This window comes from Nocardioides maradonensis (genome assembly GCF_054777115.1).
Genome location: NZ_BAAHAZ010000004.1, coordinates 81,024 through 95,171, shown reverse-complemented (window position 1 = coordinate 95,171; position 14,148 = coordinate 81,024). Strand labels below are relative to the sequence as shown.

The window sequence follows — 14,148 nt, the reverse complement described above, 5'->3', positions numbered from 1 at the left end:
GTCCCTGGGACCGCTTGACTGTGCCCCGCAGTAAAAACTTTCTCGCCGAGGACCGTTACTCGCTCCCTGGTCTCTCGTTGAGGAAGGCGCGGGGGGTCGCACTGGTAACACCTGGTCGATTTCACGCACGTCGGTATCGGGACTGACATTTCGGGTTGGAGGTAGTCGTTCGTGAAGAAACGCCTCTTTGATGTCCTCGTCGTCAGCCTCGCCACGATTGCCTGGGTCCCCGTCGTGGGTCTGTGCGCACTGGCCGTGCTGGTCCTCTCCGGGCGTCCGGTGTTCTACCGGTCGCGGAGGTGGGTGAGCCCTCACGACGTGATCACCATGGCGAAGTTCCGGGTGATGATCCGGGACGCGAGCAAGTACACCTCGCCGGTGGAGGCGGGTCGCTTCCTCAACACCCCGGCGAACTCGCCGCTGTACACGCGGGTGGGCCGGTTCCTCGAGCGGGTCGGCTTCACCGAGCTCCCTCAGCTGCTCCACGTCCTCACCGGCGAGATGACGATCGTCGGACCCCGTCCGCTCACCGACCTCGTCCGTGAGTGCCTGCTCGAGCAGCACCCGGACCTCGACCAGCGGTGGACGCACGAGCGGGCCGGGCTGACCGGTCTCCCGCAGCTCGTCGGGCGCGAGTCGCTGACGGACAACCAGCGCCTCTCCCTCGAGGAGGCGTACGACGAGATGGCCGGTCACCACTACCGGCTCTCGACCGACTTCCTCATCCTGCTCTACACGGTGCTGATCGTGCTGCGCCTGAAGAGCCCGATGACCTACGAGCAGGCGCTCGCCCTGGTCCGTGCCCGCCCGCAGGTCGTGCACACCCACGAGACCGCGCCGTCCGCCTACGCCGCGGACGCCGACGCCGTCGCCTGAGACCGCACGGTTCACCGACGCCGGTTCGCGGGTGGCGCTCAGCCACCCGCGAACGGCGGCAGGAACTCGACGGTCTCCCCCGCCTCGACCAGCACGCCCGCGGGATCGACCGACCGCACCGGCCGGTCGCCCACCAGGACCGAGCAGACGGCCAGCACCTCGGCAAGACGGCCGTCGTGCCGGCGTACCAGCTCGGCACGGAGGTCCGCGAGCGTGATGGGTCCCTCGACCGCGACCTCCTCCTCCGGCGTACCGGCCGCAGCACGCGCCGCCGCCCAGTAGCGGGCGCGGATGACCTGCGTCTCACTCACTCTGCTTTTCCTTCCCGGCGCGTTCACCTGTCCGATATCCTGCCGTGCAATTGATCGACCGGAGCTCAACGGGGTGTTTCGGACCCGACTCGGTGTGCTCACACGACGCACACCGGTGAGGAGAAGCTCATGAGTCACCTCCTGCTCCTGACCAGCGCCCTGCAGCCCTCCGCCGAGGTGCTGCCCTCGCTCGCGCTGCTGCCCCACCACGTCAAGATCCTGCCCGCGGAGGGCGCGGCGCTGCTCGAGGCCCCGGACGCCGACCTGCTGCTGGTGGACGGCCGCCAGGACCTCGCCGGCGCCCGCGACCTCACCCGCCTGATCCGTACGACGGGCAGCGACGCCCCGGTCCTCCTCGTCGTCACCGAGGGCGGCCTGTCCGTCGTCGCGCACGACTGGGGCATGGACGACGTCGTCCTGCACACCGCGGGCCCCGCCGAGCTGGAGGCGCGGATCCGGCTCGCGATCGGCAAGCTCGCCGCCGAGCGGAACGCCGCCGACCCCGACGCCCACGTGATCCGCTCCGGCGAGGTCGTGGTCGACGACGCGACGTACACCGCGAAGGTGGGTGGACGCGTGCTCGACCTGACCTTCAAGGAGTTCGAGCTCCTGAAGTTCCTGGCCCAGCACCCGGGCCGGGTGTTCAGCCGCCAGCAGCTGCTGCAGGAGGTGTGGGGCTACGACTACTTCGGTGGCACCCGTACCGTCGACGTCCACGTCCGTCGTCTGCGGGCCAAGCTCGGCCCCGAGAACGAGATGCTGATCGGCACCGTGCGCAACGTCGGCTACCGCTTCGTCCTCCCCAGCAAGGAGAAGGGCGCCGAGGCCGACGCCGCGCAGGTCGGCGAGACGGCTACGCAGGTTCCGCTTCGTTGAACTCGCCCTTGGTGTTCATCAGGGACAGCAGGTCGGCCTTGAGCGCCGGCCCGAGCTCGCCCCAGCCGTCCTTGTAGCCGTAGACACCGGCCAGCGACCGCGCGTCGTAGTCCCCATTGAAGATGTCGACGTCGGCGGTGGTGATGAGCGCCGGGTGGGCGACACCGACGGCGGCCGAGACCCGGGTCAGCTCCTTGCGCAGCGAGCGCAGGTAGATCGAGCACCGCTCGGCCTTGGACACCGGGTCGAGCCCCCGCACCAGCCAGGGGTTCTGGGTCGCGACGCCGGTCGGGCAGTGGTCGGTGTGGCACTTCTGCGACTGGATGCAGCCGATCGACAGCATCGCCTCGCGTGCCACGTTGACCATGTCGGCACCGAGCGCGAACGCCACCACCGCGTTGTCGGGGAGACCGAGCTTCCCCGAGCCGATGAAGGTGAGCTCGTCGGTCAGACCCAGCTCGGCGAAGGCGCCGTACGCACGGGAGAATCCCATCCGGAACGGCAGGGACACCGAGTCGGCGAAGATCAGCGGCGCCGCACCGGTGCCGCCCTCGCCCCCGTCGATGGTCACGAAGTCGACGCCCCGGTCGTCGGTGGCCATCATCCGCGCCAGCTCGAGCCAGAAGTCGCCGTTGCCCACGGCGGACTTCACGCCGACCGGCAGGCCGGTCTCGGTCGCGAGCATCTCGACGAAGTCGAGCATGGAGTCGACGTCGTGGAAGGCGGTGTGCCGCGACGGGGACGCGCAGTCCTTGCCCAGCGGGATGCCGCGGATGTCCGCGATCTCCTGGGTGATCTTGGCGGCCGGCAGCAGGCCGCCGAGGCCGGGCTTGGCCCCCTGGGACAGCTTGATCTCCAGGGCACGCACCGGCGCGCTCGCGATCGACTCCTTGAGCCGGTCGAGGGAGAAGTTGCCGTGCTCGTCGCGGCAGCCGAAGTAGGCCGTGCCGATCTGCATGATGAGGTCGGCGCCGTTGCGGTGGTACGGCGAGATCGCGCCCTCGCCGGTGTTGTGCAGGCAGCCGGCCGCGGCCGCGCCCTTGTTGAGCGCGGTGATCGCGGCGCTCGAGAGCGAGCCGAAGCTCATCGCGCTGACGTTGACCACGGAGTCGGGCCGGAACGCCTTCGCCCTCTTCCGCGGGCCGCCCAGCACCTTCGCGCTCGGGAGGCTCCAGTTCGCGTCGTGGTCGTCGGGCAGCGACTCCGCGAAGGTGCGCTGCTTGATGTAGGCGTGCCCCTGGGTGTGCTCGACGTCGACGTCGGTGCCGAAGCCGAAGTAGTTGTTCTGCTCCTTGCTCGACGCGTAGATCCACGTGCGCTGGTCCCGGCTGAACGGCCGCTCCTCCTCGTTGGAGGTGACGATGTACTGCCGCAGCTCCGGCCCGATCGTCTCCAGCCAGTAGCGCGCGTGCCCGAGCACCGGGAAGTTGCGCTGCAGCGCGTGCTTCTTCTGCGTCAGGTCGCGCACGGCGACGGCCCCCAGGGCAACAGCAGCCCCGCCCACCATGTGGCTCAGCTTCATGGGGCTGGTTTACCGCGTCACCGTGTCCGATGTAAACGGAATGCCGATCTTGGTCGCTACCGTGGGCGCGTGGACGACGGCGGCTGGCTCACGGGAGAGGCGGCGCTGGCAGCCGTGGCAGACGTACGCCGGGCGGTGGTCGCGGCCGGGGAGGCGGACCCGCTCGACGAGGCCGCCGACCTGCGGCTGCGGCACGACGGACTGCCCGACAGCTGGGTCGTGCCGGGCGGGTTCGCGCTGCGCACCGGCGAGGTGCTGGATCTCGCGGTAGCGCCCGACGCCCGCGGTCACGGGCTGGGTGCGCGGCTCGGCGCGGCGGCCTGCGCGACGTCCGGGCCGCTGACCGCGTGGTCGCACGGAGGTCACGCGGCCGCGCGGCGACTGGCCGACCGGCTGGGCTTCACCGCCGACCGCGAGCTGTGGGTGATGCGCCGGCCCGCCGGCGTACTGCCGCAGTGTGGGGAGGTGCGGGTGCGGGCCTTCACCCCGGCCGACGCGGCCGCGCTGCTCGCGACCAACGCGGCCGCGTTCGCGCACCACCCCGAGCAGGGCGGCATGGACGCCGCCGACCTGGCGCAGCGGATGGCCGAGCCGTGGTACGACGACGCCGACCTGCTGGTCGCCGAGGACGACGACGGCTCGCTGCTCGGCTTCCACTGGACCAAGCTGCACGACGAGCAGCACGGCGAGGTGTACGTCGTCGGTGTCGCGCCCTCCGCCCAGGGCCGCGGGCTCGGCCGCGTCCTCACCGTCGCGGGCCTCAACCACCTCACCGAGCGCGGCGTCCGGGAGATCCTGCTGTACGTCGAGTCCGACAACCTTCCGGCGCGTCGCCTCTACGAGTCGCTCGGCTTCACCCACGCCCCCGCCGACACGCACGTCCAGTTCCGACGTTCCGCCTGACCCGTGCCGTCCGTGCCCTAAGGTCGTTGACCAACCGACTCCAGAGTCTGGGCAGGTCCCGCGCTCCTGGACGATGAGCAACGCCCCCACCTGCCCCCCGACGCTAGGTAGCATCTGCCGCTATGAGTTCGGTCTCCGACGACCAGCCGACACCGGACGAGTCCGGTGCCGGTGAGTCGCGCCGTCGGCGCGGTCTGGTCGGCCGGCTGCGCAAGGGCCGCGAGGAGATCCCGGTCGTCGAGGAGCTCGACGCCGAGGACGCCGCGGCACTGCTGCGGCTGAGCGAGTCGACCGACGCCCCGACGGGTGCCGCCGACGACCTCGCCGACGTCGTGGCTCGGCGTGGTCCGAGCCAGCCCGCGACGGCCACGGAGGCGCCCGAGGGCGACGACAGCGTCGACTGGTCCGCGCTCGTCGAGCCGGCGGAGCGCCGTGCCGACGCGGACGAGGCCGCGCCGATCGATGCCGGCGACGCGTGGGCCAGCGTGATCAGCCGCTTCTCCACCCGGCCCGCAGAGGCCGAGTGCGACGACCAGCACGCGGCGCTCGTGGAGCCGACGACGGTGAGCGACCTCGACGCTGTCCAGGGCGACGCGGCCGAGGGCGAGCCGGAGGGGCAGGAGGCGCAGGCTGCGTCCGCGGAGCAGGCGTCCGGAGCGGCCGAAGCGGAGGCCGCCGACTCGCCCGCGGACGACGCGGTCTCGGACGACGCGGTCGCGGACGACGCGGTCGCGGACGACGCGGTCGCGGTCACCGGGGAGCAGGAGCCTGCAGCTGCGGCGACCGAGCCCTCCGACGAGGTTCACGCGGCCGAGGAGGACGCCCTCTTCGCCCCCCTCGGCTTCGACACCGTCTCGGCCGACGACGTCGACGTGGCTGCCCCGGCACGCGTCCCGGACCCGTTGACCGACCCGCTACCGCCCGGCGACGAGGACCAGCCGGACCTCGGTGGACTCGTCGACCGCGCCGAGTCGATGGACGCGGTCGAGGTCGACGCCGGGTCGGAGGGCGACGAGCCCGACGACGACAGCCGCCGGGTCATCGAGCAGGCGGTGGCGCTCGGCTTCGCCGATCCGTACCCTGCCGCCGCGCAGCGCCGGCTCTGGCCGCGCCGCCGCGAGGCCGCCACCCGCCCGCTCGAGCGGCCGCGTACGGTCGAGCCCATGCCCGAGCACGAGGTCGCTGCGGCCGCGGCCGAGGTCGCGGAGCCGCTGACCGGAGCCGAGGCCGCCCGGGCCCACGCGGTGGCCGAGCAGGCCGCCCGCCTGCGTCGCGACGCAGAGATGGCCGCCGCCGTCCAGGCCGCCGAGCGCCTCGCGGCGGAGCAGGCGGCGAGCATGGCCAGCCAGGCGCGCGAGGAGGCCGACCGGCTGGCCCGCGAGCAGGCACAGACCGCCGCGGAGGCGCACCAGGCGCGCATCGAGGCCGAGGCACTCGCCCACGCCGCCGCCGAGGCTCGAGCCGCCGCCGAGAAGGCGGCGCACGAGCGGGCCGAGCTCGCCGGTGCCGAAGCGGCGCGCCGCGAGCAGGCCGAGCGGTTCGCCCAGGAGCAGGCCGAGCTCGCAGCTGCGGCCCACGCCAAGCGCGAGGAGGCCGAGCGGCACGCGCTGGAGCAGGCCGAGCTCGCCGCCCACGCTGCGCAGGCGCGCCAGACCGCCGAGTCCCAGGCGCAGGAGTTCGCGGCGGCCGCGAGCCGGGCGCACGAGGAGCGCACCGCCGCCGAGGACCGCGCGCGCTCGCTCGCCGAGCAGGCGGCCGCCATGGCCGCGGAGCACGCCGAGTTCGCCCGGAACATGCTCGAGGCGCGCGAGGCCGCCGAGCGCAGCTCGGCGGAGATCGCCGCCGCACGGACCCTCGCCGAGGAGGCGGCCCGCCAGCAGGCCGCGCTCGCCCTGGCTGCCCACGAGGCCTCGACCGCCGCCGAGGAGCGGGCGCTGATGCTCGCCGAGCAGGCAGCGGCCAGCGCCGAGGAGCACGGCGAGCGCACCCGCCGCGCGACCGAGGAGCGCGAGGCCGCCGAGCAGGCGGCCGCGGAGCACGCCCGGCTGGCCCAGGAGGCGCACGCCGCCCGCGAGGCCGCCGAGGAGGCCGCCCGGCAGCAGGCCGAGCTGGCCCGGATCGCCCTGGAGACCGCCGAGGCCGCCCAGGCGCGTGCGAACGAGGCCGCCGCCAAGGCCGAGGAGCACGGCGCGGCCCGCGCCGCCGCCGACGAGTCCGCGGCGAACCAGGCCCGGCTGGCCGAGGAGGCCCACGAGGCCCGCCGCCTCGCCGAGGTCGCCGCGCGTGAGCAGCTCGACCTGGCTCGCGAGGCCCAGGCGGCGGCCGCCGCCGCCCACCAGTCGGCTGCCGTGCTCGCCGAGGAGCAGAAAGCCACCACGGCCGCTCTCGTCGCGGCCGAGGAGATCGCCACCGAGGCCAACCAGGCCCGCGCGGACGCCGAGCAGCGCGCCGTCGAGGCGCTCAGCCAGCTCGAGCAGTCGGCGGCGACGCACCAGGCAGCGCTCTCGACGCTGCAGGCCGAGCTGATGGAGGCGCAGCAGCAGCTGCTGGAGGCGTCGCGCGCACGCGCCGAGGCCGAGCAGGCCGCCGCCGCGCAGGCCCAGGCCCGTGCGGACGCGGAAGCGCGCACCGCCGAGCTGGTCGCCGCCCACCGGCGTGGCCTCGAGGAGGTCCAGGCGGAGGCCATCGCGCGGCGCGAGGCGGAGGCCCGTGCCGAGCAGAGCGCGCGGGAGGCCGCCCAAGCCAAGGCCGAGGCGGAGCGGATCACCGCCGAGCACGCGAAGGCCCGCACCGACGCGGAGGCGCTCGCCGCGCAGCTGGCGCAGGAGGCGTACGCCGCCCAGCAGGCCGCCGAAGCCACCACCGCCGAGCACGCGCAGGCCCGTGCCGAGGCCGAGGCCCGCGCGGAGCAGCTCGCCGCCGAGGCCGCTGCAGCCCAGCAGGCCGCCGAAGCCACCACCGCCGAGCACGCCCAGGCCCGCGCCGAGGCCGAGGCCCGCGCCGAACAGCTCGCCGCCGAGGCCGAGGCCGCCCGCACCTCGGCCGAGGCCACCACGGGCGAGCACGCCCAGGCCCGCGCCGAGGCCGAGGCCCGCGCCGAACAGCTCGCCGCCGAGGCCGCTGCAGCCCAGGATGCCGCCGTCCAGGCAGCGACCGACCAGCAGGAAGCGACCCGCCTCGCCAACGCACGGACGGCCGACCTCGCCGACGCGCACCTGCGCAGCCTCGCCGACCTCAAGGAGCAGACCAGCGCCCGCGCGGAGGCGGAGGCACGAGCCGCCGCACTCGCGGACGAAGCCGCTCGTGCTCGCGCGGAGGCCGAGGCCCGGGCCGCCGAGCACGCCCGGGCACGTGCCGAGGCGGAGGCACGCGCCGAGGCGCTGGCCGCGGAGGTCGCCCGTGCGCGTGAGGAACTCGCGAACCGCTCCGTCGTCGCCGAGCCGGAGGCCGTCACCGAGCCGGAGGCCGTCACCGAGCCGGAGGCCGTCACCGAGCCGGAGCCCGTCACCGAGCCGGAGCCCGTTGCGGAGGCGGAGCCCGTCGCCCCCGCCGACCTGCTGGACCGCTGGAGCGCCGCGCGCACGCCCGTCGTACCCGACGAGCCGACGCCCGAGGCCGCGCCCGTCGCCGAGGAGGCGACCGAGGCCGTGGCGATCGACGACGTCTTCGACAGGTGGCAGGCGTCGCGGTCCGAGGCACCCGCACCCGTTGAGCCCGAGGAGCGGGCCGAGCCCGCCGCCGTCGAGGAGGGATCGGTCGTCGACCGCTGGCGCAACCTGTCCGCGCTGCGCAACCAGACCGAGGACTCTTCGCCCGAGCCCGCCGCCGAGGAGCCGCCGGCGTCGGACGAGACGCCCGACGCCGTTGCCGAGAGCGACGCGGAGGAGGAGGCGGACGAGTCCGGTGCCGCCGAGGACCTGTTCGGCCGCTGGCAGGCCGCCCGCACCTCCCCGGTGGCACCCGCGCCGACCGACGAGGGCTCCGTCATCGACCGGTGGCGCGCCCTGGCCGGCGCGACGGAGGCAGAGGACACCGGGTCCGCGGGCCCGGAGGTCGCACTGACCGACGAGGCCGTCGAGGCCGAGGAAGCCCCGGAGCCGGTGGCCGAGGACGTCGACGAGCCCGAGGCCCCGGCCGACCACGTAGCCGAGGTCGAGCCGCAGCCCGAAGTGCCGGCCGAGGAGGACCTCCGCACGACCGACGAGGACGACCTGTCAGCGTCGCTCGCGCCGACCGCCAGCCTGCTCGAGCGCTGGCGCGCCCGATCGGCAGCGGCCGCCCAGGAGCTCGCGGACGACGACGCGGCCGAGGAACCCAGCCCCGCCGCCACCGATCAGGTCACGGTCGAGGAGCCCGTCGCGGACGAGCCTCCGGCCGAGGAGCCCGCCGCCGAGGAGCCCGCCGCCGAGGAGCCCGCCGCCGAAGACCCTGCGGTCGAGGAGCCCGTGGCGGCGCACCCGGCGACCACCGAGCTGCCGGTCGTCGACGAGGCGGACGGGTCCGCCGAGGACGCGACCGACTCCGTGCCCGCGACCGACTCCGTCCCCGAGCTGGAGCCGGAGCCCGAGCCCGGGCCCGCACCGCAGGTCGCCGCCGCCGTCGCCGACGGTGGTGCCCGCCAGCCGTTCCACGCGAAGCGCGGCACGACCAGCCTGGCGCCGCTCGCGATCGTGATCGCACTGGGCTGTGCCGCGGTCGTCGCGCGGATGGCGTTCTCGCACACCCTGCGCAGCGACATCCCGCTGGCGGCCACGCTGTCCGCGGTGACGGCCGTGCTGCTCGCGTACGCGCTGCGCGCCAACAACTCCTCGCGCAGCGTCGACATCGACGAGGCCGGGCTGCTCAAGGTCACCGTCGGCGAGATGAACAGCCGCTTCGACCTGACCAGCCCGAACACCCAGATCGAGCAGGAGGGTGTGGCCGGCGAGCGCGGCTGGAGGATCAAGGTCCTGCGCAAGAGCATGGCCCCGGTGACCATCGACTCGAAGGTTGTCGACCCCACGACGTTCATGGAGGCACTCCGCCAGTGGCGACCGGACCTGTAGACGCCGAGACCGACGCGCTGCGCCACGAGCACGAGACCCTCGTGCGGCGCAACGCCGACCTGCAGACCGAGCTCGAGCAGACCAAGGCCGAGCTCGCGGATGCCCGCGCGCAGGTCGCCGCCCTCGAGGCGCGCGCCCGCGCGGCCGAGGGACCGCTGTCCATCTTCGAGGGCGGCTCGCACCCCGGCGAGCGGCTCACCGGCGACGGCAGCGACCCGCGGGTGCTGTCCTTCGCGCTCGGCGCCACGGCCGTCGTGGCCGGGATGGTGACCGTCCTGGCCCTCCTGAACCACACCCTGATGACGCCCTTCGGGCTGGTGATCGCGGCCCTCACCGTCGTGCTCACCTGGGCCGCGCTGCGCACGAAGGTCGAACCCGTCGAGGTGAGCATCGTGCGCGGGCTCGTGTACGTGAAGAAGGGCGAGAGCAGCTACCGCTTCGACGTACGCAGCGCCGCGACCGAGGTCGAGGAGGTCGGCATCCCCGGCGAGCCCGGCTGGGAGCTGCGCTTCGCCCGCAAGGGCATGGACCCGTTCGTGATCAACGCGAGCATGGTCGACCCGGTCAGCTTCATGGCCGAGCTGCGCCAATGGCGCTCGACCATCTGACCTCCGACCTCAGGACAGCGCCGCGCGCAGCCGGCCCGCGATCCTCTCGGTGGCCGACCGGCAGCTCGGCACGACGAGCATGTTGATGAAGCCGTGGATCTGGTCGGGGAACCGCTCGAGCTCCACCTCGTGGCCCCCGGCGGCCAGCAGCCGCGCATAGGCCTCGCCCTCGTCGCGCAGCGGGTCGAACCCCGCCGTCACGACGTACGCCGGCGCGAGACCAGCCGGGAGCTCGGCCCGCACCAGGCTGATCCGCTCGTCCAGCAGGTCCCTGCGGTCCGGGGTGTACGACGCGTCCGCGCGGTCGATGAACTCCTGGGTCAGGTAGAAGCCCTCGTTGAACATCCGGGCGCTCTCCCCGGGGTGCGGGCCGTCCGCCACCGGGTAGACGAGCAGCTGGAACGCCACCGGCAGCCCGTCGCGCGCAGCCGCGATCGCGATCCACCCGGCGAGGTTGCCCCCGGCCGAGTCACCACCGACCGCGATCCGCGCGGGGTCGGCGCCGAGCTCGGCCGCCCGGGCATGGATGTCCCGGAAGGCGGCGTACGCGTCGTCGTGGGCCGCGGGGAACGGGTGCTCGGGTGCGAGCCGGTAGCTCACCGACAGCACCGGTACGCCGGACCGCTCGGCCAGCATCCGGCACGGCGCGTCGTGGGTGTCGACGTCGCCCTCGATGAAGCCGCCGCCGTGCACGAACACGAGCAGCGGCCCGGGGGTCCCCACCGGGACGACCGGCGCGCTCGGCAGGTACTGCCGCGCGGGCAGCCCCGCGACCTCGAGGTCGTGGACCGCCCCGATCGGCTGCCGGCCACCGGCGATCGCCGCGTCGCGGCGCGTCCCCGCCCGGACCTCCTCGATCGGCACCTCCACGTCGTCACGCCGGAGCAGCCCCTGCGCGGCCAGCATCAGCTGCAGGTCGGCAGCGAGGGTCTGGCCGTCCAGGACGGTCCGGCCGCCACTCACGGCCCGCTGCAGCGACGCGGGCAGGGTGGTGAGGGCGCGCAGCGCGGCCCCTTCGACGGTCGAGCGCAGGTCCACGTCGGGCAGCCTACGCAGCGAGTCACCCGCCGTTCACCCGGCGGTGGGAGGATCGTGGCATGACGACCGAAGCCGAGCCCGCCGTCACCGTGCCCGACCTCACCGACGCCGTCGACCAGACCCTCGGCGAGATCGAGCCGGGTCCGGCGTACGTCCCGGATCCGGCGCGGGTGGCCTCGATCGCCGCCGTCAGCAACCGCTTCCTGGACCGGGAGCTGTCCTGGCTCCGCTTCAACGAGCGGGTCCTGGAGCTGGCGGAGGACGAGACCCTGCCGCTGCTCGAGCGCGCCCGCTTCCTCGCGATCTTCACCAGCAACCTGGACGAGTTCTTCATGGTCCGCGTGGCGGGCCTCAAGCGCCGCATCGCCACCGGGCTGGCCGTCCGTGCGGCGAGCGGGTTCATGCCACGCGAGGTCCTGGAGATGATCTGGCAGCGGACCGGTGAGCTCAGCCAGCGCCAGGCCCGGGTGTTCCGCGACCTGATCATCCCCGCGCTCGAGGCCGCGGACATCCAGCTCGTGCGCTGGTCGGATCTCGACCGCGACGAGCAGAAGTTCGCCAAGAAGCTGTTCAAGGACCGGATCTTCCCGGTCCTCACGCCCCTGGCCGTCGACCCGGCCCACCCCTTCCCCTACATCTCGGGCCTCTCGCTCAACCTCGCCGTCGTGCTGCGCAACCCGAAGACCGGCAAGGAGCTGTTCGCGCGCGTGAAGGTGCCGAGCAACTTCGACCGCTTCATCCCGCTCGGCAACTCGCGGTTCGTGCCGCTCGAGGACGTCATCGGCGCCCACCTGCGCCGGCTCTTCCCGGGCATGGAGGTCCTCGAGGCGCACACCTTCCGGGTGACCCGCAACGAGGACCTCGAGGTGGAGGAGGACGACGCCGAGAACCTCCTCGCCGCCCTCGAGAAGGAGCTGCTGCGGCGCCGCTTCGGCCCGCCCGTGCGTCTCGAGGTGGAGGAGTCCATCGCGCCGTCGGTCCTCGACCTGCTCGTCTCGGAGCTCGACATCTCCGAGCAGGAGGTGTTCAAGGTCCCCGGTCCGCTGGACCTGCGCGGGCTGCACGGCATCGCGGACCTTCCCCGCGAGGAGCTGAAGTTCCCCTCCTTCCTGCCCTCGACCCACCCGCTGCTCGCGGAGTTCGAGTCGTCGGCCCCCGTGGACGTCTTCAAGGCGGTACGTCGCCACGACGTGCTGCTGCACCACCCCTACGACTCGTTCGCGACGTCGGTCCAGCGGTTCATCGAGCAGGCGGCCGCCGACCCGCACGTGCTCGCGATCAAGCAGACGCTGTACCGCACCTCTGGAGACTCCCCGATCATCGACGCGCTCATCGACGCGGCCGAGGCGGGCAAGGAGGTGCTCGTCCTCGTGGAGATCAAGGCCCGCTTCGACGAGCAGGCCAACATCCGCTGGGCGCGCAAGCTCGAGCAGGCGGGCTGCCACGTGGTCTACGGCCTGGTCGGCCTGAAGACGCACTGCAAGCTGGCCCTCGTCGTCCGCGACGAGCCCGAGGGCATCCGCCGCTACACCCACATCGGCACCGGCAACTACAACCCGAAGACCTCGCGCATGTACGAGGACCTCGGGCTGCTCACGACCAACGAGGCGATCGGCGAGGACGTCGCACACCTGTTCAACAACCTGTCCGGTTGGTCGCGCAACGCGCAGTACGCCGAGCTCCTGGTCGCCCCCGACTCGGTGCGCTCCGGCCTCATCGACCAGATCCACAACGAGATCGCCCAGCACAAGGACGGTCGGCCCGCCGGCATCCGGATCAAGGCGAACTCGGTGGTCGACGAGGAGATCATCGACGCGCTGTACCTCGCCTCCCAGGAGGGCGTGCCCGTCGAGCTCCTGGTGCGCGGCATCTGCGCTCTCCGGCCGGGCGTGACGGGTCTGAGCGAGAACGTGAAGGTGCGCTCGGTGCTCGGCCGCTTCCTCGAGCACAGCCGGGTGTTCGCGTTCCAGAACGGCGGCGACCCGACGTACTGGCTCGGCTCGGCGGACATGATGCACCGCAACCTCGACCGCCGCGTCGAGGTGCTCGTCAAGGTGCCCGACCAGGAGTGCAAGAACGAGGTCGCCTCCCTGCTCGACCTGGCCTTCGCGCCCACGACCCAGGCCTGGGAGCTCGGTGTGGACGGGCACTGGAAGCACAACGGCGGCACCGTGCACCTGCAGGAGACGCTCATCGACCAGCAGCGCAAGCGCTTCCGGGCCTGACGCAGTGGCGCCGGCCACTCGGTAAAGACCCGGCGCGCCCGGGGTTGCGACTCACGGACGTTCACCCCCTAGCATGATCGCGTTCGCCTCCGCCTCTACGGGAGTCCACGTGGGATTGCGCCTCCGACCGGTCGATACCTCCTTCTTCGACCTGTTCACCCAGTCCGCCCAGCACCTCGTCATCGGGGCGGGCCTGCTCGCCGAGATGCTCGGCGAGCGCTCCGACCGTGATGGCGTGGCCGAGCGGATGCGGGCGGCCGAGCACATGGCCGACGAGACCACGCACGAGATCGTCAAGAAGGTGAACAGCACCTTCGTGACGCCCTTCGACCGCGAGGACATCTACGCGCTGGGCTCCGGCCTCGACGACGTCATGGACATGATGGACGAGGCCGTCGACCTGATCCTGCTGTACGAGGTCGTGACCTTCCCCGCCGAGCTGTCCGCCCAGGTCGATGTGATCCAGCGCTGCGCCGAGCTCACGGCCGCCGCGATGCCGCGTCTGCAGGGCATGAAGGACCTCGAGGACTACTGGATCGAGGTCAACCGGCTCGAGAACGAGGGCGACCGGAACCACCGGCGTACCCTCGCCCAGCTCTTCAACGGCGACTACAAGACCATCGAGGTCCTCAAGCTCAAGGACATCGTGGAGTCGCTTGAGGCCGCGATCGACGCCTTCGAGCGGGTCGCCAACATCGTCGAGCAGATCGCGGTCAAGGAGGGCTGAGGGCTCCCGCCCCGGCT

The 14,148-nt window shown here is 73.1% G+C and carries 10 protein-coding genes; 7 read left to right on the top strand and 3 right to left on the bottom strand.

Annotation, left to right across the window (positions count from 1 at the left end; genetic code table 11):
- Window positions 1-171: 171 nt before the first annotated feature.
- Entirely contained in the window at window positions 172-876 is a 705-nt protein-coding gene (locus ACYVAQ_RS05655; protein WP_460787507.1) for a sugar transferase, read from the top strand.
- Window positions 877-914: 38 nt separating this feature from the next.
- On the opposite strand, the gene ACYVAQ_RS05650 is transcribed toward ACYVAQ_RS05655, so the two are convergent.
- The gene (locus ACYVAQ_RS05650; protein WP_460787506.1) at window positions 915-1,187 is read right to left on the bottom strand and encodes a MoaD/ThiS family protein; all 273 of its coding nucleotides are present in this window, start codon (window positions 1,185-1,187) and stop codon (window positions 915-917) included.
- Between the two features lie 129 nt (window positions 1,188-1,316).
- Here ACYVAQ_RS05650 and ACYVAQ_RS05645 point away from each other — a divergent pair, with 129 nt between their 5' ends.
- Entirely contained in the window at window positions 1,317-2,063 is a 747-nt protein-coding gene (locus ACYVAQ_RS05645; protein WP_460787505.1) for a winged helix-turn-helix transcriptional regulator, read from the top strand.
- Here the strand turns inward: ACYVAQ_RS05645 and ACYVAQ_RS05640 are convergent.
- On the bottom strand, window positions 2,041-3,585 hold the full coding sequence (locus ACYVAQ_RS05640; protein WP_460787504.1) for an FMN-binding glutamate synthase family protein: 1,545 nt from the start codon (window positions 3,583-3,585) through the stop codon (window positions 2,041-2,043). The genes ACYVAQ_RS05645 and ACYVAQ_RS05640 overlap by 23 nt on opposite strands.
- A gap of 69 nt (window positions 3,586-3,654) precedes the next feature.
- On the opposite strand from ACYVAQ_RS05640, the gene mshD reads away from it, so the two are divergent.
- From mshD to ACYVAQ_RS05625, 3 genes are all read left to right on the top strand, one after another.
- A complete protein-coding gene (gene mshD, locus ACYVAQ_RS05635; RefSeq protein WP_460787503.1) occupies window positions 3,655-4,488 on the top strand; it encodes a mycothiol synthase in 834 nt (277 codons plus the stop codon).
- A 122-nt stretch (window positions 4,489-4,610) separates the two neighbouring features.
- Window positions 4,611-9,533 carry a coiled-coil domain-containing protein gene (locus ACYVAQ_RS05630; RefSeq protein WP_460787502.1) on the top strand — a complete coding sequence of 1,641 codons (4,923 nt, stop codon included), beginning with the start codon at window positions 4,611-4,613 and terminating at the stop codon, window positions 9,531-9,533.
- The gene (locus tag ACYVAQ_RS05625) at window positions 9,515-10,141 is read left to right on the top strand and encodes a coiled-coil domain-containing protein (RefSeq protein ID WP_460787500.1); all 627 of its coding nucleotides are present in this window, start codon (window positions 9,515-9,517) and stop codon (window positions 10,139-10,141) included. Before ACYVAQ_RS05630 ends, ACYVAQ_RS05625 begins: the two co-directional genes overlap by 19 nt.
- A gap of 9 nt (window positions 10,142-10,150) precedes the next feature.
- Here ACYVAQ_RS05625 and ACYVAQ_RS05620 read toward each other — a convergent pair whose 3' ends face one another.
- The gene (locus ACYVAQ_RS05620; protein ID WP_460787499.1) at window positions 10,151-11,179 is read right to left on the bottom strand and encodes an alpha/beta hydrolase; all 1,029 of its coding nucleotides are present in this window, start codon (window positions 11,177-11,179) and stop codon (window positions 10,151-10,153) included.
- Window positions 11,180-11,238: 59 nt separating this feature from the next.
- Between ACYVAQ_RS05620 and ACYVAQ_RS05615 the strand changes: the two genes are divergently transcribed.
- Both ACYVAQ_RS05615 and ACYVAQ_RS05610 read left to right on the top strand, forming a co-directional pair.
- On the top strand, window positions 11,239-13,404 hold the full coding sequence (locus ACYVAQ_RS05615) for an RNA degradosome polyphosphate kinase (RefSeq protein ID WP_460787498.1): 2,166 nt from the start codon (window positions 11,239-11,241) through the stop codon (window positions 13,402-13,404).
- Between the two features lie 109 nt (window positions 13,405-13,513).
- Window positions 13,514-14,131: a DUF47 domain-containing protein gene (locus tag ACYVAQ_RS05610; RefSeq protein WP_460787497.1), complete on the top strand. Its 618-nt coding sequence runs from the start codon at window positions 13,514-13,516 to the stop codon at window positions 14,129-14,131.
- Window positions 14,132-14,148: the final 17 nt, after the last annotated feature.